Genomic DNA, 23,316 nt, shown 5'->3' on the forward strand with positions numbered 1-23,316 from the left:
CGGGGGAAAACCCAGGATCAGGTATCTGGTTTGCATAGTATCTTGACGAGTTCCCATCACACTGCAGCCAACCGAAGTCGGCTGCGGTATAAATGGTGTCTTCAAGAGACCGCATTTGTCAGCGTCGAAGGTAGACCTAAAGTCTACCGCCAGAGCGCCGCCGCCTGCGTTTCTCTTTCCAAATCAACAATGTCAAAGACCCGAACCGCCTCAGCGGCCCCACCGTTTAGCGCCCGGTGTCGGCGGAGGCGGCTATCTAGCGAACCTCGAATTCCGTGTCAAATCGTTTTTTTCAAAACTTTCTGACCTCACCACCAACCGACCCGGAGGTCTTCGGCAGAGCCGGCAGCTTCTAAAGAAGTCACCGAAACCAGTCAAGAACTTTTTTCTAAGAAAAGAAGAACCAGACCGGAGAGAAACACTTGGAAGATCCCGAAGGAACCTCTCGGCATTTCTTGGAGGGCGGTTTCTAGAGAAGCCACCCAAGTCAGTCAAGCAGTTATTTTGAAGAAACTTCAAAGCGATTACTTGTCTAACCCTTGCATCGCGCCGCTGATTTCTTGCGAAGTCTTGGCGGCGATGCATCGGAGCGGCGCTTCTAAAGAGGAGCCATTCCGAAGTCAACCAACTCTTTTCGGCTTTTTCGAAGCCCCGGAAACCCGGGATCGAAGAGACAAAAAGAGGATCCTTGGGCCGCCGTGGCCGCCCTTGCGGATCCGTCATCGAGTCGATTGGAGCGCGGTTTCTAACGAAGCGTCTGGAGCGATGCAACACCCTTTCGGGGGCCGCGTCGTCCGGTCGCGATGTCGTTCCGAGCGAGGCGGTGATCTAGTCCTCCCTCGGACGACTGGCAACCCCCTCGCGACAATATAACGACGCTCTTTTGACGGGATGGTTAGCCCCGCCTTTCGGAGCCCACCCAGGCGGGCTCCGAGCCTCTATACTAGTGCTGGCTTTCCGGCAGGCGGACGACCAGGCCGTCCAGCGCGTCGCTCACCTTGATCTGGCACGACAGGCGGCTGTTGGGCTCGACGTTCTCGGCGAAGTCCAGCATCGACTCTTCCATGGCCGACTTGTCGCCGGTCTTATCCAGCCAGGCGTCGTCGACATACACATGGCAGGTCGCGCAGGCGCAGGCGCCGCCGCAGTCGGCGTCGATGCCCGGCACGTTGTTCTTCACGGCGCCTTCCATGACGGTCAGGCCCGGCTTCACGTCGAGCGCGTGCTCAGTGCCGTCGTGTTCGATGTAGGTGATCTTGGCCATGTGGTTCTCTGTTCCCCAGGACTTATGCTTTCGGGGGCGGGTTTAAGCCGCCACCTCTTTCATGGACACATTGGTGTCGGCGAGCTTTTCAGCGCTCACCGGCGTGCGTTTGGCGATCAGCTGCTTGCCTGCCATGAATTCGGGCGGCGCATTGACCGCCTCGACGGCCTGCAGCAGGTCGCCCTTCAGATGGAAGACCGCGAACCTGGCGGCGGCGACGTCGCCGCGCACCACCTGGCGGTCGGCCTCGAACGGCAGGCCGGCGATCTGCAGCTTCAGATCATACTGGTCGGACCAGAACCACGGCACTTCCGGCGACGGGCCCGCGCGACCCAGGATCGCCGAGGCGGCCTGCTTGGCCTGTTCCAGGGCGTTGGGCACGGATTCGAGGCGGAACTGACGCTCATATAAAGGGAGCGGACGGTGGGTGACGTCGCCGATCGCGAAGATCGCCGGGTCGGCGGTGCGCGCCTCCAGGTCGACGACCACGCCATTGGTGGTTTCCAGGCCCGCGTCCTTGGCCAGCTCGTCATTCGGGATCGCGCCGACCCCGACCAGAGCGACATCGCAGGGCAGGACCTTGCCGTCGGTGAACTTCACGCCGGTGACGTGGCCGTTCTCGCCTTCGAAGCCCACGACGCTGGCGTTCAGCTCGAAATCGACGCCGTGCTTGCCGTGATAGTCCTGGAAGAAGGTCGACAGGGTCTCGCACGCGACGCGGGCCAGGACCCGGCTCTCGCGCTCGACGATGGTGGCGTGGCTGCCCAGGGCGCGGGCCGAGGCCGCCGCCTCCAGGCCGACATAACCGCCGCCGATCACGGCCATACGCTTGCCCTCGCCCAGGGCGTGTTTGAGCAGCTCGGCGTCGGCCGCCGTGCGCAGGGCCAGGACGCCGGCCAGGTCCGAACCCGGAATTGGCAGCTCGCGCGCGCGGGCGCCGGTAGCCAGGATGAGGAAGTCGTAGGAGATGACCTCGCCAGACGCGAGGGTCACGGTCTTCTCGGAGCGATTGATCCGCTCGGCCACGCCTTCCAGGCGCAGGAAGACATTATTGTCGGCGTACCACTCGGCCGGCTTCAGCGAGAGCGAGTCGGCGTCGGCCTCGCCCTTCAGCCAGGCTTTCGAGAGCGGCGGACGCTGATAGGGCAGCAGCGGCTCGTCGCCGATCAGGACAATGCGGCCCTCGTGACCGTACTGACGCAGGAACGCCGCGGCCGAGCCGCCGGCATGACCCGCGCCGACGATGACGACGCACGCGTTCTGATTGGCTTCAGCGTTCAAGGACGCCCTCCCATTTCGTCAAAAATGACGCCGGCGTCACCTATTGGCAAGCGCCTTGATCGAGGCGGGATATAGAACGGGGCGGCTCGTTTCCGAAGCCGCCCCGCGTTTGTCTTCTATAGAGAGCTCGTCAGACGACGCGCTCGACCATCATCTTCTTGATCTCGGCGATGGCCTTGGCCGGGTTCAGACCCTTGGGGCAGACCTGGGCGCAGTTCATGATCGTGTGGCAGCGATACAGCTTGAAAGGATCCTCAAGCGCATCCAGGCGGTCGCCGGTCGCTTCGTCACGGCTGTCGATCAGCCAGCGATAGGCGTGCAGCAGGGCCGCCGGGCCCAGATACTTGTCGCCGTTCCACCAGTAGCTGGGGCACGAGGTCGAGCAGCAGGCGCACAGGATGCACTCGTACAGGCCGTCGAGCTTCTCGCGGTCCTTGGGCGACTGCTTCCACTCGGTCTGCGGCTCGGGCGTGTCGGTATGCAGCCAGGGCTCGATCGAGGCGTACTGGGCGTAGAACAGCGTCAGGTCCGGGATCAGGTCCTTGACCACCGGCAGGTGCGGCAGCGGGCTGATCTGGACGGCCTTGCCCGGGACTTCAGCCCAGCCGTGCGTACAGGCCAGGGTGTTGCGGCCGCCGATGTTCATCGAGCACGAGCCGCAGACGCCTTCCCGGCACGACCGGCGGAAGGCCAGGGTCGGGTCGATGGTGTTCTTGATATAGAGCAGGGCGTCCAGGACCATCGGACCCACGGCGTCCATGTCGACGTCGTAGGTGTCCCAACGCGGATTGCCGCCCGCTTCCGGATCGTAGCGGTAGATCTTGAAGGTCTTGACCTTCTTGGCGCCCGCGGGAGCCGGCCAATGCTTGCCCGACTTGACCTGCGAGTTCTTGGGGAGTGCGAGTTCGACCATCGTACCCTCAGTAGACCCGTTGCTTCGGCGGGATGTAAGCGATGTCGTCAGACATCGTGTAGCTGTGGACCGGGCGGTAATCGATCTTCACCTTGCCGGACTCCATGTCGAGCCAGGCCAGGGTGTGCTTCATCCACTCGGCGTCGTCGCGGCTGGAGAAGTCCTCGCGGGCGTGGGCGCCGCGGCTTTCGGTGCGGTTGGCCGCGCCGTTCACCGTGACCACCGCCTGGCTGATCAGGTTGTCGAACTCCAGGGTCTCCATCAGGTCGGTGTTCCACACCAGACCCCGATCGCTGACCTTGACGTCGGCCTTCTTCTTCCAGACCTCGGCCAGGCGGGCGACGCCGCTGTCCAGGCTTTCGCCGGTGCGGAACACCGCGGCGTCTTCCTGCATGGCCTTCTGCATTTCGAGGCGCAGGTCGGCGGTCGGGGTCGAGCCCGAGGCGTTGCGGAACTTGTCGAAGCGGGCGACGTGGGCGTCGGTCCAGGCGTCCTTCAGTTCCGGTTGCTTGGCGCCCGGCTTGAGGATCTCGGCGCAGCGCAGGGCCGCGGCGCGACCGAAGACCACGAGGTCGATCAGCGAGTTCGAGCCCAGGCGGTTGGCGCCGTGCACCGACACACAGGCGGCTTCGCCCACGGCCATCAGGCCCGGGATCACCTGGTCGGGGTTGTCGCCCGACTTGGTGACGACTTCGCCGTGGAAGTTCGTCGGGATGCCGCCCATGTTGTAGTGGACGGTCGGCAGCACCGGGATCGGGGCCTTGGTCACGTCGACGCCGGCGAACACCTTCGCCGTTTCCGAGATGCCCGGCAGGCGCTCGTGCAGGATCTTGGGATCCAGGTGATCCAGGTGCAGGAAGATGTGGTCCTTGTTCGGGCCCACGCCGCGACCTTCGCGGATCTCGATGGTCATCGCGCGGCTGACCATGTCGCGGGGCGCCAGGTCCTTAACCGACGGGGCGTAGCGCTCCATGAAGCGCTCGCCTTCCGAGTTGGTCAGGTAGCCGCCTTCGCCGCGAGCGCCTTCGGTGATCAGGCAGCCGGCGCCGTAGATGCCGGTGGGGTGGAACTGCACGAATTCCATGTCCTGCAGCGGCAAGCCGGCGCGCAGCGCCATGGCGTTGCCGTCGCCCGTGCAGGTGTGGGCCGAGGTGGCCGAGAAGTAGGCGCGGCCGTAACCGCCCGTCGCCAGGATCACTTGCTGCGCCTGGAAGCGGTGCAGGGTGCCGTCGTCGAGCTTCCACGCGGTCACGCCGCGGCAGACGCCAGCCTCGTCCATGATCAGGTCGAGGGCGAAGTACTCGATGAAGAACTCGGTGTCGTGGGCCAGCGACTGGCCGTACATCGTGTGCAGCATGGCGTGACCGGTGCGGTCGGCCGCCGCGCAGGTGCGCTGGATCGGGCCTTCGCCGTAGTTCTTGGTCATGCCGCCGAAAGCGCGCTGATAGATCTTGCCGTCTTCGGTGCGCGAGAAGGGCACGCCCCAGTGCTCGAGCTCATAGACCGCCGCCGGCGCATTGCGGGTCAGGTACTCGATGGCGTCCTGGTCGCCCAGCCAGTCCGAGCCCTTGACGGTGTCGAACATGTGCCAGCGCCAGTCGTCCTGGCCCATATTGCCCAGCGAGGCCGAGATGCCGCCCTGCGCCGCCACGGTATGGCTGCGGGTCGGGAACACCTTGGTGATGCAGGCGGTCTTGAGGCCGGCTTGCGCGCAGCCCAGAGCGGCGCGGAGGCCCGAACCGCCGGCGCCGATGACGACGACGTCGAACTTGTGGTCGATGAACTTATAGGCCGACATCAATGGGCTCCGGTCACGCTCAGGGCGACCTTGAGGATCGAGAAGATCCCCACGGCGCCAGCCAGCACGCAGACGAACAGGTTGCCGATCACCAGGGCGGACTTGGTCGTGAAGCGGTAGATATAGTCTTCGATCACCACCTGGACCGCGCTTTGCAGGTGCACCAGGGCGGAGATCAGCAGCAGGCCCAGCAGCACGGCGTTCAGCGGCTGGCCGATCCAGGTCGCGACCGTGTGCTGGTCGGCGCCGATCAGCTTCAGGGCGCTGTAGACGCCCCAGACGGTCAGCGGCGCGAAGGCCAGGCCCGACACGCGCTCGGTGATGAAGTGGCCGACACCGTGGTGCGACGAGCCCATGCCCCGGGCGCGCGACAGCGGCGTGCGGAACTGGATGGGCTGGAAGAGGTCCTTGTTGCTGCTCATCAGAACGCTCCGTTCGCGCCGGCGATGACCCAGGTGACGATCGTCGCCACGACCGCGAAGGCGATCGCCATGGCGCCGGTCATGTCGGCGATGCGCGGGGCGAAGCCCTTGCCGGTGTCCCAGAAGGTCTGGCGGATGGTGTAGGCGACGTTGAAGAACACCGCGAAGGTCTCACCCAACAGAACCAGCTTGCCGATCGGCGAGCCGATCACGGCCAGGTAGCCCGCGTAAGCGTCGGGACCAGCGGCCAGGGCCGCGGCCCAGCCCGCCAGGATCACGGCGCCGACCCACAGGCCGACGACGCAGCCGCGGTGCAGGATCGAGCAGGCCATGGTGATATGCCAGCGCCACACCTGCAGGTGCGGCGACATCGGGCGCTCAGGCAGCCCCCGGCTCGTGTCGGTCATGGGAGGTCCAACCTCAGTAGCCTTTGTGCGTTGCGGGATGCTTTTAAGCGCGAGGGCGGGGGTGTCAATTAAACGGGGCCGTGTTGAGAAACGTTCTCAGTCCCGCTCCGGGTAGGTTAAGGAACCCCTAATGCCAAGGTTGCGTTAGGATGTGTCGCTTTAGGGGGAAGCATATCCGGCTCATGAGCAGTCCGATCGATTTCAGAGCGGTGTTCGATCGGATATCGACCCCCTACATGCTGATGGATCAGGACCTGATCATCCGCGAGATGAACCAGGCCTATCTCGACGCCACGGGTCGTCCGCGCGAGGAGATGCAGGGGCGCTACGTGTTCGAGGCCTTCCCGTCCGAAGGCGAGAGCCGGCGGCTGCTGGAAGAGTCCCTGAAGCGCACCCGCGACACCGGCGAGACCGACGTCATCGCCGTCCTGCACTACGCCATCCCTCGCCCAGAGGCGGCCGGCGGCGGGTTCGAGGACCGTTACTGGAGCTGCACCCACACCTGGGCGCCAGGGACCGACGGCGGCGGCTTCATCCTGCAGAACACCCAGGACATCACCGACCTGCGCCGCCTCAAGGACGAGGCCTTCCGTCCCGAAGCCCCGCCGACCACCGCCATGCTGGGCGACTCCGTCCTGCGCCGCGTGGAGACCCTGCAGTCGCAGAGCGTCCAGATCCGCCGTCTGTTCATGCAGGCGCCCAGCTTCGTGGCGGTGCTGACGGGACCCGACTACGTGTTCGACTTCGCCAACGAGGCGTACCTGCGCCTGATCGGCCGGCGCGACGTCATCGGCAAGACGCTGGAAGAGGCGCTGCCGGAGATCCGCGAGCAGGGCTTCATCCAGCTGCTGGACGACGTGCGTCGCACGGGCGAGCCCTTCATCGGCCGCGACGTGCCGGTCATGCTGGCGCGCAAGCCTGGCGAGGTTCTGGAGGAACGCTTCCTCGACTTCCTCTACCAGCCGATCGTCGAGGACGACGGCTCGATCTCGGGCGTGTTCGTCGAGGGCTCGGACATGACCGACCGGGTGCTGGCCAACCAGCGCCAGCGCCTGCTGATGGACGAGCTGAACCACCGCGTGAAGAACACCCTGGCGACGGTCCAGGCCATCGCCCAGCAGACCTTGCGCGGCGCGGCGGCGCCCGAGACCTTCGCGGCGGCCTTCGAGGCGCGGCTGCTGGCCCTGTCCCAGACCCACAACGCCCTGACCGACAGCCAATGGGCCGGCGCGGGCCTCAAGCAGATCTTGCTCCAGGAGTTGGGCCCCTACGGCGCCGAGCGCATCCGCATCGACGGGCCAGACGTCCACCTGCCGGCGCGGGTGGCCCTGTCGCTGGGCATGGTGTTCCACGAGCTGGCCACCAACGCCGCCAAGTACGGCGCGCTGTCGACCGGCGGCGGCCGGCTGCTGCTGGACTGGACGCTGCCGGAAGCCGGCGACACCCTGCGGTTCCAATGGCGCGAGACCGGCGGGCCGCCCGCCAGCATCCCCGAGCGCAAGGGCTTCGGCTCCCGCCTGATCGAGCGCAGCATCACCGGCGAGCTGCGCGGCGCGATCGCGGCCGACTATGGTGCGGACGGCCTGGCGGTGCGGTTCGACGTGCCGCTGGCTCGGGACTTCGACTAGCGGAAGACCGTCAGGGCCAGGTGCTGCAGCAGCATGATGGTCTTGGCGTCGCGGATGGCGCCGTCGGCGATCATGGCCAGGGCCTCGTCGATACCCGGCTCCAGCACCTCGATATCCTCGCCCTCGTCGGGATGGCCGCCGCCGTCGCCGATCCGCATGGAGGCGTCGTACTCGGCCACGAAGAAGTGCAGGATCTCGGTCACCGAGCCGGGGCTCATGAAGGCCTCGAACACCTTGCGGACCTCACCCAGGCGATAGCCCAGCTCCTCCTCGACCTCGGCCCGGATCCGAACCTCGGGCGCGGCGTCGTCCAGCAGGCCGGCGGCCGCCTCGATCAGCAGGTCGTCATAGCCGTTGACGAAGGCCGGGTAGCGGAACTGCTTCACCAGCAGCACCGTGCGGTTCTCGAGGTTGTACGGCAGCAGCACCGCCCCGTTACCGCGGTCGTAGTGCTCGCGATGCTGGGTCTGCCAGGTCCCGTCGCGACGCCTCCAGTCGAAGGCCGTCGTCTTCAGGACGTACCAGTTGTCGGAGAGCAGCTTGGTCTCGCGGACGCGGATGCGATCTTTGACGGTCATGTTCGTCGACTAATGGTCGCGCCGGGCGGAAACAAGGCTTACCAAAAGGCGTCGCAAACACCTGGGGAGGAACCATGCGCCGTTATCTGCTGTCGATGATCGCGGTTGGAACGATGATGACCGCCACCGCCGCCCACGCCGTGCAGATGTCCTGTCCGGTCACGCAGAAGGGCAAGCACCTGAGCGCCGTCTCGCTGTTCGACGGCCCGCCCGAGGACAAGGCCGAGCTGCGTCCCGAGGAAGGTCGCGAGAAGAACGGCCTGCTGCGCACCTACTGGATGCTCGAAGACATCCACAAGGCCGGCCGTGTCCCGCATGTGGTCTGCGACTATGACGGCGGCGGCAAGGTCGTCATGAAGCCGGGCAAGACCGTCAAGGCTTGCATCCGCTTCCTGCAGCGCGACCGCAAGGGCGAGTACCGCGTGTTCTCGGTGCGCTGCGAATAGCTAGTCCCTGACGCGGGCGACATAGTCCGCCGACCGCATCTCCTGCAGGCGCGAGACCGTGCGCTCGAACTCGAAGGCGCCGTCGCCCTCGGGATACAGGGCCTCGGGCTCGGCCTCGGCCAGGGCCACCAGCTTGGCGTCGGCCTCGTAGAGGGCGTCGATCAGGGTGTTGAAGCGCTTGGCCGCGTCGCGCCGGGCCGGCGACAGCAGCGGTACGTCTTCCAGGAAGATGGTGTGGAAGCGCTCGGCCACGGCCAGGTAGTCCTGTGGCCCCAGGGCCTGCTGGCACAGGCTGGCGAACGACGAGCGCAGCATCCCGCCGGCGGCGCGCGGCAGGCGCATCTTGCGGCCCAGCACCTCCAGCGTCGCGCCGGTCTCGGCCGCGCCGTCCAGCATGTCGGCCCACAGCCGCTCGAACTCGGCCTGGTTGGCCTTGTCGTTCGGGGCCAGCCAGGTGCGGGCCGCGCGCAGGCGATCCAGGCGGAAGTCGACCGGACCCCGGATGGCGACGACGTCCATCGCCTCCTTCAGCATGGCGATGAACGGCGTGAAGAGCTGACGGTTGAGGCCGTCTTTATACAGGTCGTCCGGCGGTCGGTTCGAGGTGGCCACCAGGGTGACGCCCCGCGCGAACAGGGCCTCGAACAACCGGCCCAGGATCATGGCGTCGGCGATGTCGGTGACCTGCAGCTCGTCGAAGCACAGCAGGCGGGCGTTCTGGGCGATCAGCTCGGCGGTCGGGACGATCGGGTCGTCACCCTTGTGCTGGCCAAAACGCGCCTTGCGGGCCGCCGCATCGCCCTTGCGCCAGGCGTCGATGTCGGCGTGGACCTCGGCCATGAAGGCGTGAAAGTGGATGCGGCGCTTCTTGGTCACCGGCGCGCTGTCGAAGAACAGGTCCATCAGCATGGACTTGCCGCGCCCGACCGGCCCCCACAGATAGACGCCCCGCTGGCTCTTCGGCTTGCGGCCGAACAGCGAGAAGCCGGGTTCGCCGGCATTGTCCAGGTCGGCCTCCAGCCGCGACAGCGCCTCGACGGCGGCGGCTTGCGCCACATCGGGCTTGATCTCGCCCTGGGCCAGGCGCTCGCGATAGGCGGTGCGAAGAGATGTCGGCATCGGGACGTGCGGTTAGCGCGTGAGGCCGCGCAAGGGAAGCCCGCCCATGCGTCACCCTCATGCTGACAGGCCCGGCGACGCGGCCTAAGCTCCCGTCATGGTTCATGTTCCGGCCGTCGGGGTGGTCGGTGCGCGACAGACGCCGCAGCCCCACATCATCGACACCTTGATCGCCGAGCGCGCGCCGCGCCTGACGGGATCGCCGCTCTGGCCGCTGGTCCGTCTGCTCGTCTACCGGATGCTCGACTATCGCAAGGCCCGGCGGATGGCGGAGACCATCTGCCAGCTCGGTGGCCGCGCGGCGCTGGACCATGTCTCGGACCTGCTGGCCCTGAAGGTCGAGGTCTCGGGCCTGGAGAACCTGCCGGCGAGCGGCCGGGTCATCATCGTCTCGAACCATCCGACCGGCATCGGCGACGGGGTGGCGGTCTATGACGCGATCAAGACCCGGCGGCCGGACGTCGTCTTCTACGCCAATGCCGACGCCCACCGGGTCTGCCGCCGCTTCGACGAGGTGCTGATCCCGGTCGAGTGGGTCGAAGAAAAGCGCAGCCGTGAACGCATGCGGCTGACCTTGACCATGACCCGCGAGGCGATGGAGGCCGAACGGGCGCTGATGATCTTCCCGGCCGGTCGCCTGGCCATGGAGGACGACAAGGGCGTGCTGACCGACCCGCCGTGGATGACCTCGGCCGTATCGCTCGCCCGCAAGTACGCCGCGCCGATCGTCCCGATCCATCTGACCGGGCCGCGCTCGCACCTGTTCCACTTCTTCGACAAGCGCTGGAAGGAGATGCGCGACATCACCCTGTTTCATGAGCTCTTGAACAAGAAGGGCCGGCCGTTTTCGCTGATCATCGGGGCGCCGATCGACGCCGAGGCCTTGCCCCACGACGCGGCGGAAGCCACGGAGGCGCTGAAGCGCTATGTGGAGCGCGTGTTGCCGACTGACCCGACGAGCGCCCTGACGTGACCGAAGTTTTCCTCGCCGACGAGGCCGCGACCCAGGACCTGGGCCGCAAGCTGGCTGGCGCATTGCGCCCCGGCGACGCCCTGTGCCTGACCGGGCCGCTGGGGGCCGGCAAGTCGACCCTGGCGCGCGCCCTGATCCGCGCCCTGACGACGCCGGACGAGGAAGTGCCCAGCCCGACCTTCACCCTCGTGCAGTTCTACGAGACGGCCGCGTTCGCCCTGGCGCATTTCGATCTCTACCGCCTGTCGGATCCCGACGAAGCCTATGAGATCGGCCTGGACGAAGCCCTGGACGGCGGCGTCGCGTTGATCGAATGGCCCCAGCGGCTCGAAGGGCGTTTGCCCGCGACTCGGCTCGATATAGACATCGCCCTGGACGGCGACGCGCGACGCGCCGTCATCGTGCGGCACGGCGATTTCGAAGGACGTGATCTTGAGTTCTGAGCGCGAGACGGCGAAGGCCGCGTTCCTGGAAGCCCACGGCTTCGGCGACGTCCGCCGCGAGAGCCTGGGCGGCGACGCCTCGACGCGGTCGTACGAGCGTCTGCATCGCGGCGCTGACAGCTTCATCTTCATGGACCAGCCGCCGTCGGTCGAGACCGCGCCCTGCCCGCCGGACGCTACGCCGGAACAGCGCGCCGCCCTCGGCTACAACGCCCTGGCCCGCCTGGCCGCCGGCCGGGTGGACGCCTTCGTCGCCTGCGCCGGCTGGCTGAACGCCCAGGGCCTGTCGGCCCCCAAGGTGCTGGCCGCCGATCCGCACCAGGGCCTGGCCGTACTGGAAGACCTGGGCGACGACCTCTACGCCCGCCTGATCGAAGCCGGGACCGACGAGGCCCCGCTCTACGACGCCGCCATCGACGGCCTGTTGGCTCTGCACGCGGCGCCAACGCCGAGCGTGCTCGACTTCGACGGCTCGACCTGGCCGCTGCTGGCCTATGACGACCTGGCCCTGAAGACCGCCCACGACATCTTCGTCGAGTGGCAACCCAAGTTCCGCGATGTCCGCTTCGACGATGACGCCCTGGCCGAGTGGGAAGCCATCTGGGCCCCTATCCGCGCCAAGGGCGAAGCCGGCGCGACCGTCTTCTGCCACCGCGACTATCACGCCGAGAACCTGATCTGGCTCCCGGAACGCCAGGGCGCGGCCCGGGTCGGCATGCTGGACTTCCAGGACGCGGTCCTGGCCCACCCGGCCTGGGACCTGTCGATGCTGCTGCACGACGCCCGCCGCACCGTCTCGCCGCAGCGCGAGGCCGCGAGCCTGGACCGCTACCTGGCGGCTCGCTCCGAGCTGGACCGCATCGCCTTCCTGGCCGACTACCATGCGCTGGGCGCGCTCAACATCATCCGGATCCTGGGCATCTTCGCCCGCCTGGTGACCCGCGACGGCAAGCCCCGCTATGCCGACTTCATCCCGCGCCTGTGGGTCTATCTGGACGTCTGCTTCGCCGATCCGGCGCTTGAGGACCTGAAGGCCTGGTTCGACCAGTATGTGCCGGTGGAGACGCGCCGATGAGCGCGCCCAAGATCGCGATGGTGCTGGCCGCCGGCCTGGGCACCCGCATGCGCCCGCTGACCAACGACCGCCCCAAGGCCTTGGTCGAGGTGCACGGCAAGGCCCTGATCGACCACATGCTGGACCGCCTCGCGGCCGCCGGCGTCGAGACGGCCGTGGTCAATGTTCACGCCTTCGCCGACCGTCTCGAAGAGCACCTGAAGACACGCCAGACAGCCCCGAAGATCGTCATCTCCGACGAACGTCCGGAAGCTCTGGAAACCGGCGGCGGCCTCAAGCACGCCCGGCCGCTGCTGGGCGAGGGTCCGGTCTGGGTCGCCAACATCGACTCCGTCTGGATCGAGACCGGCGTCCCGGCGCTGGACGCCATGGCCGCCGCTTGGGATCCGGCCAAGATGGACGTCCTCCTGATGCTGGCCCCGACCGCCACGTCGCTGGGTTTCCACGATAGCGGCGATGTCTTCCTGGAAGACGACGGCGCGATCCGCTTCAAGGCGGCCGGCGAGACCGGGCCGCTGGTCTATGTCGGCGTCCACATCTGTGAACCGGCCATCGTCAAGGACGGTCCCGAAGGTCCGTTCTCCCTGACCCCGCTGTGGAAGACGCTGGCCACCGACCGCCGCGTTCACGGCGTCACCCCCGACGGGCTGTGGATGCACGTCGGCGATCCCGACGCCAAGTTGGCCGCTGAAGCGAAACTCTCAGAAGGATGACCGGACCGGCCCCCTTCTTCGAAAGAGCGGGGCCGCGCTGGTTCTCGATCCCCGCCCATCGCCCGTTCGTCGACGACCTGGCGCGCGGCCTGCTGAACACGCTGGAGCCGCTGGGTCCCGAGGCCTTGCCCCGGGCTACGGTCCTCACGCCCACTCGCCGCGGCGCCCGCGCCCTGGCCGACGCCTTCCTGGCGGTCGGCGGCGGGCGCGCCCTGCTGCTGCCGCAGATTCGCCCCCTCGGCGACCTGGACGAAGGCGAGCCCCCGTTCGAGCCGGGCGAACTGGCCCTGGACCTGCCGCCGGGCGTCTCCTCGCGCCGTCGCCGGTTCGAGCTGGCGCGGCTGGTCGTCGACCATGGCGACAAGCTGTCGTTCAAGCCCGGCCCGGTCCAGGCGCTGGAACTGGCCAAGGCCCTGGCCGAGTTCCTCGACAGCTGCCAGATCGAAGAGATCGAATTCGAGGACAAGCTGGACGGCCTGGCTGAGGGCGACCTCGCCCAACACTGGCAGGTCTCGGCCCGGTTCCTCAAAGCCGTGCTGCGCGCCTGGCCCGAGCGCCTGAAGGACCTGGGCCTGATCGACGTCTCCGAGCGCCGCGTCCGCCTGCTGCGCGCCCTGGAAGCGCAGTGGAAGAACGACCCGCCGACCGAGGTGCTGGTCGCCGCCGGCTCGACCGGCACCGCGCCCGCCACCGCCGACTTGCTGCGTGTCGTCGCCGCCGCGCCCAAGGGCGCCGTGGTCCTGCCCGGCCTGGACGAGGATCTGGCCGACAGCGCCTGGGACCGCATCGAAGGCACGCCCGGCGAGCAGCATCCGCAGGGCGCGATGAAGCGCCTGCTGGACCGCGCCGGCGTCTCGCGCTCGGACGTCCGCGCCTGGGTCCCCGACGTCGACAGCCGGGGCCGCTGGCGGCGACGCATCGTCAACGAGGCCCTGCGCCCGGCCGAGGCCACCGCCGACTGGCTGGCCCAGATCGCCGCCCTGCGCGCCGAGGCCCCGGGCCTGGACCCGATCGCCGAGGGCCTGACCGGCTTCTCGGTCATCGCCGCCCGCGCCGAGGAAGAGGCCGCCGGAGCCTGCGCGCTGCTCCTGCGTGAGGCGCTGGAGACCCCGGACAAGACCGCCGCGCTGGTCACGCCCGACCAGACCCTGGCCCGCCGGGTGATGACCCGCCTGCAGCGCTGGGGCGTCATCCCCGACAGCTCGGCCGGCGCGCCGCTGGCCGCCTCCGGCTCGGCGATCCTGGCCTTGCACCTGGCGCGGCTGGTCGAGGAGCCGCTCAACCCCGTCCGCTTGCTGGCCTTCGCCAAGCATCCGCTAGTCCTCGCCGAGGACGAGGCCCCGGCCGCCGCCATGCTGGAACGCAAGGGCCTGCGCGGCGCGGCGCCCGGTTCCAAGGACGTCCTGCGCGCTCGGCTGAAGGATGCGCCCGAGGCCCTGGCCCTGTGCGACCGCGTCCTGGCCGCCGTCGACCACGCCGCCGCGCCCTATGCCAACGGCTTCGCCCCGCCCTGCCGCGCCGCCCAGGCCATCGTCGAGGCGCTGGAAGGCCTGATCGCCACGAACCGCCTGTGGGCCGGCGGCGCGGGCGAGAGCCTGGGCGGGCTGATGGCGGCCCTGATCCAGGACGGCGAGCCCCTGCCCAACGCCTCGCCCCAGGCCTTTGCCGATATCCTCGACCGGCTGGTCAACGAGGAGACCGTCCGCGTCGGCGGCGCCACCCACCCCCGGCTTCGCATCCTGGGCGCCATAGAGGCCCGCCTGGTGCGCGCCGATCGCCTGGTGCTGGCCGGGCTGGAGGAAGGCGTCTGGCCGCAGGGCGCGCCGATCGATCCGTTTCTGTCGCGGCCTATGCGCTCGCGCCTGGGCCTGCCGCCGCCCGAGCGCCGCGTCGGCTTGACCGCCCACGACTTCGCCCAGGCCGCCAGCGCGCCGGACGTCGTGCTGGTCCACTGCGAACGCCGTGGCGGCGCTCCGGCCGTCGAGTCGCGCTGGCTGTGGCGCCTGAAAACCCTGGCCGCCGGCGCGGGCCTGGCCCTGCCCCGTCGTGACGACGTGCTGGATTGGGTCCGCGCCCTCGACGCCCCCGATCCCTACGCCCCGATCGGCCGCCCGGCCCCGACCCCGCCGGTCGAGGACCGACCGCGCAAGATGGCCGTCACCCGCGTCGAGGCCCTGACCCGCGACCCCTACGCCGTCTGGGCCCGCGACATCCTCAAGCTCTATCCGCTGGAGCGCCCCGACGAGCCGGTCGAGGCTAGAGCGCGCGGCACGGCCATCCACGCCGCCTTCGAGGACTTCGCCGAGCGCTTCCCCGACGCCGTGCCGCTCGACGCGGCCGCCGTGTTCGAGAAGCTCTATGTCGATCACCTGATCCAGGCCGGCATGCCGCCGACCGCCCTGGCCCGCGAAAAGGCCTTGGCCCGCGAGGCCGCCCTGTGGGTCGCCGATTGGGAGCGCTCGCGCCGGACCACGGCCCGCAAGGTCGTGGTCGAGGCGGCCGGCGAGCTCCAGCTCTCCATCAACGGCCGTCCCTTCACCCTGACCGCCAAGGCCGACCGCCTGGAACCGACCGCCGACGGGACCGCCCACATCCTCGATTACAAGACCGGCGCCGCGCCGTCGCAGAAGCAGGTCGACACCGGCTTCTCGCCGCAGCTGACCCTGACGGCGGCGATCCTGATGCACGGCGGCTTCCCGGACCTCGGGCAGCCCACGCCCGGCGACCTGACCTATGTCCGCGTCACCGGAAGACGTCCTGCTGGCGAGGAGCAAGTCCGAGCTCTTGCCGGCGAAGAGTCCAGCGCAGCCGCGACCAAGGCGCTGGAAGGCCTCTCGACCCTGATCGCCCGCTACGATGATCCGGCCGAGCCCTACCGCTCGCGGGTCGCCCCGCAGTTCGTGAAAGAGCACCCCGGCGACTACGCCCATCTGGCCCGCGTGTTCGAATGGTCGACCAGCGGCGACGACGGGGACGGCGAATGAGCGCCTTCGATCCCCAGCGCATCGCGGCCGATCCGGCGATCTCGGCCTTCGTCACCGCCAATGCCGGGTCGGGCAAGACCAAGACCCTGATCGACCGGGTCGCGCGCCTGCTGCTGGCCAAGGTCAAGCCCGAGGCGATCCTGTGCGTGACCTACACCAAGGCCGCCGCCGCCGAGATGCAGCGGCGCCTGTTCGAGCGGCTGGGCAAGTGGTCGGTGACCAGCGACGCGGATCTGCGGGCCGAACTGGTCAAGCTGGTGGGCGAACCGGAGGCGACCTACGACGCCAAGCGCCTGTCCGAGGCCCGCGCCCTGTTCGCCCAGGCGCTGGAGACGCCCGGCGGGCTGAAAATCCAGACCATCCACGCCTTCTGCGAGAAGCTGCTGCGGCGTTTCCCGCTGGAGGCCGGGGTGTCGCCCGGCTTCACGGTGATGGACGACCAGGCCGGCGCCGCCATCGCCCGCGCCGCTCGCCGGGCCACGGCCGCGTGGGTCGACACGCATCAGGACGCCTTTGCCGAGGCCTATGCCCGGTTCTCGGTGGCGCTGGATTTCCTGAGCTTCGAGGCGATGTTCGCCGGGTTCGAGACGCGGCGCGGCCAGATCATGGACTATGTCCGGCGCTGTGGTGGGCTCTCGGAGGCCATTGCCGACGGCTGGGCGCGTTGCGGCTTCGACGAACCGACCTCGGCCGGCGACCTCGCGGCGCAGACGATGGCGCGGCTGGATCTGGGCGCCTGGCGGGCGGCGGCCACCGTGCTGTTCGACGGCGGTGGCAAGGCCGACGCCAAGAACGCCGAGGCGCTGGCGGCCGTGGCCCGCGATCCGGACGCGACGCTGGATCTGGCCCTGCGGGCCCTGTTCACCGAGGGCGGCGAGGGCACGCCGGCGACCTGGCCGGGCAAGACCTCGGGCCTGAAGAGTCGCGAGGACCTGCGCGAAGCCCTGCTGCTGGAACAGGCCAAGCTGGAGGCCGCCCGCGAGCGGGTCCGCGCCGCAAAGGTGGCCGAGGACACCGAAGGCGCCCTGCGGCTGGCGGTGCTGTATGTGGAATCCCATCGGATCGAGAAGGAGGCGCGCGGCGCGCTCGACTTCACCGACCTGATCGACAAGACCCGCGTGCTGCTGACCGAGAAGGTCGAGGCCGCCTGGGTGCTCTACAAACTGGATGGCGGCATCGACCACATCCTGCTGGACGAGGCCCAGGACACCGCCCCCGAGCAGTGGGAGATCCTGCGCGCCCTGACCGCCGACTTCTTCGCCGGCGAGACGGCGCAGGGCTGGGGCGGCGAGCGGCGGGCCGAGCGGACCCTGTTCGTGGTCGGCGACGAGAAGCAGTCGATCTATTCGTTCCAAGGCGCCGACCCGCAGCGGCTGCTGATCGAGACGCAGGGCTATATCGCCCGCATCGAGGCCGTCGGCGCGGTCGGCAAGGGCGTGCCGCTGACGGTGTCGTACCGCTCGACCCGTGAGATCCTCAGCTTCGTCGACGCCCTGTTCTCCGATCCCGAGACCCGCGAGGGCGTGCCGCCGCCGGTGGGTCAGGACCTGGTGCGCCACGAGTTGTTCCGGCACGGCCATCCCGGCTGCGTCGACCTGTGGCAACTGACCCGCGAACGCCCCGGCGAGGAGCGCGAGGCCTGGGAGGCCCCGGTCGACGCTGAAAGCGAGCACAGCGCCAATCGCCGCCTGGCCGAAGCCATCGCCGCCGAGGCCGTTGCGATCCTGCAGCGCGGCGACGCCGTCTTCGACAAGGAGATCGGCCGCCATCGCGCCGCCCATGCCGGCGACATTCTCGTCCTGGTCCGCCGCCGCAAGGTGCTGTTCGAGGAGATCATCCGGGCCCTGAAGCGGCGCGGCGTGCCGGTGGCCGGGGCTGATCGCCTCTCGCTATCCAGCCACATCGCCTTCGAGGACCTGCTGGCGCTGGGGCGGTTCATCCTGTTCCCGGACGATGACCTGACCCTGGCGGCGCTGCTGAAGTCGCCGTTCTGCGCGCTGGCCGACGAAGACGTCTACGCGCTGGCCAAGGGCCGCCGCGCCACGCTGTGGGCCGAGCTGCGGCGTCGGGCCGAGGAGCGTGTTGAGTGGACCGCCGCTCTGACCGTGCTGGACTGGGCGCTGACCGAGGGTCGCAAGCGCCAGCCCTTCGAGTTCTTCGCCGGCTGGCTGGGGCTGACCGACGAGGGCGGCCGCTCGCACCGCGCCAAGGTGCTGACCCGCCTGGGGGCCGAGGCCGAGGAGGCGCTGGACGAGTTCCTGGCCCAGGTGATGGAGGCCGAGCAGCGCGGGGTGCGTGACCTGGAGGCCCTGGTCGCCGACTTCGCGGCGCTGGACATCGTGGTCAAGCGCGAGATGGAAGGCGCTCGCCGCGAGGTGCGAGTGATGACCGCCCACGGCTCCAAGGGCCTGGAGGCGCCGATCGTCTTCCTGCCCGAGACAACGGTAAAGCGCGGGGCCGGCGGCTCGCCGCTGCTGGTCACCGAGGACGGGGCCTTGCTGTGGGCCGCCAGCGGCAAGGGCGACTGCGACGCCTCGGCCAAGGCGCGGAAGCTGCGCGAGGACAAGGAGAGCCAGGAGGCGCTACGCCTGCTGTATGTGGCCCTGACCCGGGCGCGGGAACGGCTGATCCTGTGCGGCCGCATCGACGCCCGCACCAAGGACGACAAGGTCGGCGGCTGGTACGCCGCCGCCCGCGCCGCCTTCGCCCATGCCGATATCGCGCCGGATGTGCGGAGGATCGGCGACGAGGAGACCGGCTTCCTGCGCTACGGCCCCGATCCGGAAAGCGCGCCGCGTGTCGAGGAGGACGTCCGCGCCTCGGCGATCGCACCGGCGTGGATCAAGGCCGTGGCCCCGCCCGAACCGGCCGCCGCACGCTACGCCGCCCCATCGCGGATCGAGGACAATGCCCGCGTCCCGGCCCCCTCGCCGCTGGCGCGGGTCTCGGGCCTGGGTCGTTATCGCCGAGGCGAGATCGTCCACAAGCTGCTGCAGCTCTTGCCCGACGTCGCGCCGGACCAGCGGGCCGTCGCGGCCGGAAGATTGCTCGCCGCCGAGCGCGACCTGACCGACGAGCAGCGCCAAGAGATGGCGACCGCGGCGTTCGGCGTGCTGGACGACGCGCGCTTCGCCGCTGTGTTCGGCCCCGGCTCACGCGCCGAGGTCGCCCTGGCCGGGACCAGCATCCATCTGCCGAAAGGCCTCGCCGTTTCGGGCCGAGTCGACCGGCTGGTGGTGGATGAAGGCCGGGTACTGGTGGTCGATTACAAGACCAATCGCCCCTCGCCCGACCGTATCGAAGACGCCGATTCCGCCTATCTGGCCCAGATGGCGGTCTATGCCACCGTGCTGCGCGAGGTGTTCCCCGGCCGCACCGTGGAAGCCGCTCTGGTGTGGACGGACGGCCCCAAACTGATGCCGGTTCCAGAAAAGGTGATGGTCGAAGCCCTGGCCCGCCTGACCTAATCCCGTTGCCGGACGGCCAACGTCCCCCTACATCTTTGTGCAAGCGCCCGGAACGAATCCGGGAACATCGACCTTATCGCGTCCTCCGCGCTGATCCGCGTGACGCCAGACTGGAGCAGACCATGAGCACCGTTGTGGTGACCGACGCCACCTTCGAATCCGACGTCCTGAAGGCCAGCAAGCCCGTGCTGGTGGACTTCTGGGCCGAGTGGTGCGGTCCCTGTAAGCAGATCGCCCCGGCCCTGGAGCAGATCTCGGAAGAGCTGGCCGACGTCGTCACCGTCGCCAAGGTCAATATCGAGGACAGCCCGACGACCCCGTCGCGCTACGGCGTCCGCGGCATTCCGACCATGATGCTGTTCCGCGATGGCCAGATGACCTCGATGAAGGTCGGCGCCATGCCCAAGCAGAAGATCCTGGAATGGCTGAACGAAGCCGGCGTCCAACCGGCCTAAGCGGCTTTCAGGCTTGAATTGAAGACGCCCGCTCCGGTCTCCGGGGCGGGCGTTTTCGTGCGGGTCACTTCTTTCCAGTGACGATGAAGGGCGAGACCGAGACCGGCGGGGCTTTCTTTTCGGCCTTCGGTTTGCGGACTTCTTTGTTGGACTTCTTCTGACCCTTGGCCATCGGCGGTTCCTGCCAGGGCGGGCGCGCCTGCCGAGGATGTCCAGCGGGCCGTGCCGCCCTATCGGCGTCCGCCAGCCTTACGCGCTTAGACGGGCCAAGTCTCTGGGCTCATCGCCAGCACCTCGCCGGCCAGGTAGAGCGAGCCGCAGATCAGGACGTGCGGCGTCGGCTCCAGCTTGAGGGCGCGGTCCAGGGCGTCCTCGACCGAATCGCAGGCGCAGGCTCGCAGGCCGGCCAGTTCGGCGGCGGCGGCGGTGTCGGCGGCGGTCGCGGTCGCGGCGGCGTGGCCTTCGAAGGTGACGGTGAAGACCTTGGCGGCCACGCCCCGGAAGGCGCCGAAGAAGCCGGTCGCGTCCTTGTTGGCCAGCAGGCCCGAGATCAGCGCCACCGGCCGGCCGTCGCGGGCGGCGAGGTCGGCGACGGCGCGGGAGACAGCGCGGCCGGCATGCGGATTGTGGCCGCCGTCCAGCCAGAGATCCGCGCCGGCCGCCTTGGCGCGTTCGGCCAGCGGCCCGGCGGTCAGGCGCTGGAAGCGGGCCGGCCAGATCGTGCTGGCGATGCCACGGCCCATGGCGGCTTCGTCGATTCGATCATCTCCGAGCGCCAGCAGGGCGGCGACGGCCAGGCCCGCATTGGCGAACTGATGGTCGCCGGGCAACGAAGGCGCGGGCAGGTCGAGCAGACGGTCTTCCATCTGCACCAGCAGCCGGCCGCCCTCGTTCCAGGCGTCGAAGTCTCGGCCCATGAGCGTGAGCGCCACGCCAGCCCGTTCGGCGGCGGCCTCGATCACGGTCTCCGAGTCTTCCTGCTGGCGGGCCGAGACGGCGGGGGCGCCAGGCTTGATGATGCCGGCCTTCTCGACCGCGATCTTGGCGAGGGTGTCGCCGAGGAATTCGCGGTGATCGATGTCGACCGGGGCGATGACGCTGACCTTGGGCGTGACGACGTTGGTCGCATCCAGGATCCCGCCCAGCCCGACCTCGACGATGCAGAGATCGGCCGGGACCTCGGCGAAAGCGACGAAGGCGGCCGCCGTGGTGATCTCGAAGAAGGTGATCGGCAGGCCGGCGTTTGCCTGTTCGACGCGATCCAGCACGTCGGCCAGGTGATCGTCGGTGATCAGGGTCCCGGCCAGGCGGATGCGCTCGGCGAAGCGCACCAGGTGCGGCGAGGTGAAGACGTGGACCTTGAGCCCGGCCGCCTCGGCCATGGCCCGCAGATAGGCGACCGTCGAGCCCTTGCCGTTGGTGCCGGCCACGTGGATCACCGGCGGCAGGCGACCTTGAGGATCGTCCAAGGCGGCGCACAGCCGCCGCATCCGGTCCAGCGACAGGTCGATCAGCTTGGGATGCAGCGCCTGGAGCCGCGCCAGAACGGCGTCATGGGCGCGGAGGTGATCGCTCAAGCGAGGACTCAGGCGGCTTTGCGCTTGCGGCCCATCATCAGCGTGCCCAGCACCGAACCCAGCGTTTCCGGCAGGTCCTTGCGGTGGGTGACGCGGTCGACCATGCCCTTTTCGACCAGGTATTCCGAGCGTTGGAAGCCCGGCGGCAGGGTCTCGCGGATGGTCTGCTCGATGACGCGCGGACCGGCGAAGCCGATCAGGGCGCCCGGCTCGGCCAGGTGGATGTCGCCGAGCATGGCGTAGGAGGCGGTGACGCCGCCGGTGGTCGGGTCGGTGAGGACCACGACGTAGGGCAGGGCCGCGTCCTTCAGCTCGTTGATCGCCAGCGTGGTGCGGGCCATCTGCATCAGCGACAGCGCGCCTTCCTGCATGCGGGCGCCGCCGGCGGCGGTGTAGGCGATCAGCGGAACTTCACGCTCCAGCGCGGCCTTGGCGGCGGCGATGAAGCCTTCACCGGCGGCCATGCCCAGCGAACCGCCCATGAAGGCGAAGTCCTGAACCAGCACCACGGCGTCGACGCCGCCGACCTTGCCGTAGCCGATGGCCATGGCGTCCGGCTCGCCGGTCGCCTTGCGGGCCGCGATCAGGCGGTCCTTGTAGGGCTTGCCGTCCGAGAAGTGCAGCGGGTCTTCCGGCACCGCCGGGGTCGGCAGGGCCTCGTACTGACCGTCATCGAAGGTGAACTTAAAGCGGGCTTCCGGCCCGATCCGCATGTGACGACCGGCCGGCGTGACCCACAGGGCCGCCTCCAGGTCGGCGCGGAAGATCATCTCGCCCGTGTCGGGGCACTTGATCCAGAGGTTTTCCGGCGTCTCGCGCTTGGAAAAAGCGCCGCGCACACCCGGCGCGATCCGCGACAGCCAACCGCCACGGCGGTCGGTCGTCTGTTTCTTGTCGCCCTTTTTCGGGTCCTGGGGTTCAGCCATAGCCATAGCCTTAGAGCCTCACTTCGTCCCGACTCGCGCCGAACGCACAGCCTTAGCCAGCTCCGACGCCTTGAGAAGAACCTTCTCGGTCACGTTTTCGTTCAACTTGGCCGCCGACTCAATCTCGTCGACCAGGGCCGAGCCCACCACGGCCGCGTCGGCCACGCGGGCCACCTCGGCGGCGCGCTCGGGCGTGCGGATGCCGAAACCGACGGCGACAGGCAGGCCCGAGGCCTTGCGGATGCGTTCGACGGCCGGGGCCACCGCGTCGGCGTCGGCCTCTTTCACGCCGGTCACACCCGCGACCGAGACGTAATAGACAAAACCCGAGGTGCGACGGATCACGGCCGGCAGGCGCTTGTCGTCCGTCGTCGGCGAGGCCAGGCGGATCAAAGCGAGGCCTTCGGCTTCCAGAGCGTCCGACAGCGGATCGGCCTCTTCCGGCGGGCAGTCGACCACGATCAGGCCGTCGACGCCGGCGTCGTTGGCCTGTTTCGCGAAGGTCTCGAAGCCGCGGTTCACCAGCGGGTTCAGATAGCCCATCAGGATGATCGGCGTGTCCTGGTCGCCTTCCCGGAACGCCCGGACGATGTCCAGCGTGCCGTTCAGCGTCATCTTTTGGGCCAGGGCGCGCTGGCTGGCGCGCTGGATGGTCGGGCCCTCGGCCATCGGGTCCGAGAACGGGAAGCCCAGCTCGATCAAATCAGCGCCGGCGGCCGGCAGGCCCTTGACGATCTCGAGCGCGGTCGCCGCGTCCGGATCCCCGGCCATGACGTAAGCCACGAAAGCGGCGCGGCCCTCGGCCTTCAGCGCCGCGAAGCGACGGTCGATACGGTCCTTGGTCATG

Annotated in this window: 21 protein-coding genes; 9 read left to right on the top strand and 12 right to left on the bottom strand. The window is 68.8% G+C overall.

The features are described from left to right. Positions 1 to 943: 943 nt before the first annotated feature. From AC07NF_RS11395 to sdhC, 6 genes are all read right to left on the bottom strand, one after another. Positions 944 to 1,264, bottom strand: coding sequence for a 2Fe-2S iron-sulfur cluster-binding protein (locus tag AC07NF_RS11395; RefSeq protein ID WP_454718338.1), 321 nt, complete (start codon positions 1,262 to 1,264; stop codon positions 944 to 946). Between the two features lie 42 nt (positions 1,265 to 1,306). Continuing rightward, positions 1,307 to 2,545 (bottom strand): NAD(P)/FAD-dependent oxidoreductase, encoded by a 1,239-nt coding sequence (locus tag AC07NF_RS11400; protein WP_494625965.1) that lies wholly within the window; start codon positions 2,543 to 2,545, stop codon positions 1,307 to 1,309. 130 nt (positions 2,546 to 2,675) lie between these two features. Next, positions 2,676 to 3,458 (bottom strand): succinate dehydrogenase iron-sulfur subunit, encoded by a 783-nt coding sequence (locus AC07NF_RS11405; protein WP_492816550.1) that lies wholly within the window; start codon positions 3,456 to 3,458, stop codon positions 2,676 to 2,678. 7 nt (positions 3,459 to 3,465) lie between these two features. After that, positions 3,466 to 5,256 (bottom strand): succinate dehydrogenase flavoprotein subunit, encoded by a 1,791-nt coding sequence (gene sdhA / locus AC07NF_RS11410; protein ID WP_494625968.1) that lies wholly within the window; start codon positions 5,254 to 5,256, stop codon positions 3,466 to 3,468. Next, entirely contained in the window at positions 5,256 to 5,711 is a 456-nt protein-coding gene (gene sdhD, locus AC07NF_RS11415) for a succinate dehydrogenase, hydrophobic membrane anchor protein (RefSeq protein ID WP_454718741.1), read from the bottom strand. Before sdhD ends, sdhA begins: the two co-directional genes overlap by 1 nt. Further along, positions 5,678 to 6,085: a succinate dehydrogenase, cytochrome b556 subunit gene (sdhC, locus tag AC07NF_RS11420; RefSeq protein ID WP_454761787.1), complete on the bottom strand. Its 408-nt coding sequence runs from the start codon at positions 6,083 to 6,085 to the stop codon at positions 5,678 to 5,680. Before sdhC ends, sdhD begins: the two co-directional genes overlap by 34 nt. A gap of 182 nt (positions 6,086 to 6,267) precedes the next feature. Here sdhC and AC07NF_RS11425 point away from each other — a divergent pair, with 182 nt between their 5' ends. Further along, complete coding sequence (locus AC07NF_RS11425; protein ID WP_494625971.1) at positions 6,268 to 7,713, top strand: sensor histidine kinase; 1,446 nt, start codon at positions 6,268 to 6,270, stop codon at positions 7,711 to 7,713. On the opposite strand, the gene AC07NF_RS11430 is transcribed toward AC07NF_RS11425, so the two are convergent. Further along, positions 7,710 to 8,291 carry a GDP-mannose pyrophosphatase gene (locus tag AC07NF_RS11430; protein ID WP_492816542.1) on the bottom strand — a complete coding sequence of 194 codons (582 nt, stop codon included), beginning with the start codon at positions 8,289 to 8,291 and terminating at the stop codon, positions 7,710 to 7,712. The two genes, AC07NF_RS11425 and AC07NF_RS11430, sit on opposite strands and share 4 nt — an antisense overlap. Before the next feature lie 74 nt (positions 8,292 to 8,365). Between AC07NF_RS11430 and AC07NF_RS11435 the strand changes: the two genes are divergently transcribed. Continuing rightward, positions 8,366 to 8,737 carry an STY0301 family protein gene (locus AC07NF_RS11435; RefSeq protein ID WP_492816540.1) on the top strand — a complete coding sequence of 124 codons (372 nt, stop codon included), beginning with the start codon at positions 8,366 to 8,368 and terminating at the stop codon, positions 8,735 to 8,737. Here the strand turns inward: AC07NF_RS11435 and zapE are convergent, their stop codons facing one another. Beyond that, on the bottom strand, positions 8,738 to 9,856 hold the full coding sequence (gene zapE / locus AC07NF_RS11440; RefSeq protein WP_494625975.1) for a cell division protein ZapE: 1,119 nt from the start codon (positions 9,854 to 9,856) through the stop codon (positions 8,738 to 8,740). Between the two features lie 97 nt (positions 9,857 to 9,953). Here zapE and AC07NF_RS11445 point away from each other — a divergent pair, with 97 nt between their 5' ends. The 7 genes from AC07NF_RS11445 to trxA all read left to right on the top strand — a co-directional run bounded on the left by AC07NF_RS11445 (position 9,954) and on the right by trxA (position 19,966). Further along, positions 9,954 to 10,829 carry a GNAT family N-acetyltransferase gene (locus tag AC07NF_RS11445; protein ID WP_494625977.1) on the top strand — a complete coding sequence of 292 codons (876 nt, stop codon included), beginning with the start codon at positions 9,954 to 9,956 and terminating at the stop codon, positions 10,827 to 10,829. Next, positions 10,826 to 11,272, top strand: coding sequence for a tRNA (adenosine(37)-N6)-threonylcarbamoyltransferase complex ATPase subunit type 1 TsaE (tsaE, locus tag AC07NF_RS11450; protein WP_494625979.1), 447 nt, complete (start codon positions 10,826 to 10,828; stop codon positions 11,270 to 11,272). The genes AC07NF_RS11445 and tsaE overlap by 4 nt, the downstream gene beginning before the upstream one ends. Continuing rightward, a complete protein-coding gene (gene amgK, locus AC07NF_RS11455; RefSeq protein ID WP_494625981.1) occupies positions 11,256 to 12,347 on the top strand; it encodes an N-acetylmuramate/N-acetylglucosamine kinase AmgK in 1,092 nt (363 codons plus the stop codon). Before tsaE ends, amgK begins: the two co-directional genes overlap by 17 nt. Then, positions 12,344 to 13,060 carry an N-acetylmuramate alpha-1-phosphate uridylyltransferase MurU gene (murU, locus tag AC07NF_RS11460; protein WP_494625983.1) on the top strand — a complete coding sequence of 239 codons (717 nt, stop codon included), beginning with the start codon at positions 12,344 to 12,346 and terminating at the stop codon, positions 13,058 to 13,060. The genes amgK and murU overlap by 4 nt, the downstream gene beginning before the upstream one ends. Then, a complete protein-coding gene (addB, locus tag AC07NF_RS11465; protein WP_494625985.1) occupies positions 13,057 to 16,044 on the top strand; it encodes a double-strand break repair protein AddB in 2,988 nt (995 codons plus the stop codon). Before murU ends, addB begins: the two co-directional genes overlap by 4 nt. After that, entirely contained in the window at positions 16,041 to 19,511 is a 3,471-nt protein-coding gene (addA, locus tag AC07NF_RS11470) for a double-strand break repair helicase AddA (RefSeq protein ID WP_494625987.1), read from the top strand. The genes addB and addA overlap by 4 nt, the downstream gene beginning before the upstream one ends. A gap of 122 nt (positions 19,512 to 19,633) precedes the next feature. Next, complete coding sequence (gene trxA, locus AC07NF_RS11475; RefSeq protein ID WP_013077346.1) at positions 19,634 to 19,966, top strand: thioredoxin; 333 nt, start codon at positions 19,634 to 19,636, stop codon at positions 19,964 to 19,966. A gap of 64 nt (positions 19,967 to 20,030) precedes the next feature. Here the strand turns inward: trxA and AC07NF_RS11480 are convergent, their stop codons facing one another. From AC07NF_RS11480 to trpA, 4 genes are all read right to left on the bottom strand, one after another. Continuing rightward, entirely contained in the window at positions 20,031 to 20,138 is a 108-nt protein-coding gene (locus AC07NF_RS11480; protein ID WP_492083984.1) for a hypothetical protein, read from the bottom strand. Positions 20,139 to 20,223: 85 nt separating this feature from the next. Then, positions 20,224 to 21,543, bottom strand: a complete 1,320-nt coding sequence (locus AC07NF_RS11485; protein ID WP_494625989.1) for a bifunctional folylpolyglutamate synthase/dihydrofolate synthase — start codon at positions 21,541 to 21,543, stop codon at positions 20,224 to 20,226. A gap of 8 nt (positions 21,544 to 21,551) precedes the next feature. Next, a complete protein-coding gene (locus AC07NF_RS11490) occupies positions 21,552 to 22,475 on the bottom strand; it encodes an acetyl-CoA carboxylase carboxyltransferase subunit beta (protein ID WP_494625991.1) in 924 nt (307 codons plus the stop codon). A gap of 12 nt (positions 22,476 to 22,487) precedes the next feature. Further along, on the bottom strand, positions 22,488 to 23,315 hold the full coding sequence (gene trpA, locus AC07NF_RS11495) for a tryptophan synthase subunit alpha (protein WP_494625993.1): 828 nt from the start codon (positions 23,313 to 23,315) through the stop codon (positions 22,488 to 22,490). Between the last annotated feature and the right edge of the window lies 1 nt (position 23,316).

It is taken from the genome of Caulobacter sp. GW821-FHT10A06 (assembly GCF_059415805.1).

Coding starts and splice junctions, on each gene's coding strand:
- addB (WP_494625985.1), top strand. CDS start 13,057: ATGACCGGACCGGCCCCCTTCTTCGAAAGAGCGGGGCCGCGCTGGTTC.
- sdhC (WP_454761787.1), bottom strand. CDS start 6,085: ATGACCGACACGAGCCGGGGGCTGCCTGAGCGCCCGATGTCGCCGCAC.
- AC07NF_RS11425 (WP_494625971.1), top strand. CDS start 6,268: ATGAGCAGTCCGATCGATTTCAGAGCGGTGTTCGATCGGATATCGACC.
- AC07NF_RS11435 (WP_492816540.1), top strand. CDS start 8,366: ATGCGCCGTTATCTGCTGTCGATGATCGCGGTTGGAACGATGATGACC.
- AC07NF_RS11445 (WP_494625977.1), top strand. CDS start 9,954: ATGGTTCATGTTCCGGCCGTCGGGGTGGTCGGTGCGCGACAGACGCCG.
- AC07NF_RS11395 (WP_454718338.1), bottom strand. CDS start 1,264: ATGGCCAAGATCACCTACATCGAACACGACGGCACTGAGCACGCGCTC.
- murU (WP_494625983.1), top strand. CDS start 12,344: ATGAGCGCGCCCAAGATCGCGATGGTGCTGGCCGCCGGCCTGGGCACC.
- AC07NF_RS11480 (WP_492083984.1), bottom strand. CDS start 20,138: ATGGCCAAGGGTCAGAAGAAGTCCAACAAAGAAGTCCGCAAACCGAAG.
- sdhA (WP_494625968.1), bottom strand. CDS start 5,256: ATGTCGGCCTATAAGTTCATCGACCACAAGTTCGACGTCGTCGTCATC.
- trpA (WP_494625993.1), bottom strand. CDS start 23,315: ATGACCAAGGACCGTATCGACCGTCGCTTCGCGGCGCTGAAGGCCGAG.
- trxA (WP_013077346.1), top strand. CDS start 19,634: ATGAGCACCGTTGTGGTGACCGACGCCACCTTCGAATCCGACGTCCTG.
- AC07NF_RS11430 (WP_492816542.1), bottom strand. CDS start 8,291: ATGACCGTCAAAGATCGCATCCGCGTCCGCGAGACCAAGCTGCTCTCC.
- AC07NF_RS11405 (WP_492816550.1), bottom strand. CDS start 3,458: ATGGTCGAACTCGCACTCCCCAAGAACTCGCAGGTCAAGTCGGGCAAG.
- AC07NF_RS11490 (WP_494625991.1), bottom strand. CDS start 22,475: ATGGCTATGGCTGAACCCCAGGACCCGAAAAAGGGCGACAAGAAACAG.
- zapE (WP_494625975.1), bottom strand. CDS start 9,856: ATGCCGACATCTCTTCGCACCGCCTATCGCGAGCGCCTGGCCCAGGGC.
- addA (WP_494625987.1), top strand. CDS start 16,041: ATGAGCGCCTTCGATCCCCAGCGCATCGCGGCCGATCCGGCGATCTCG.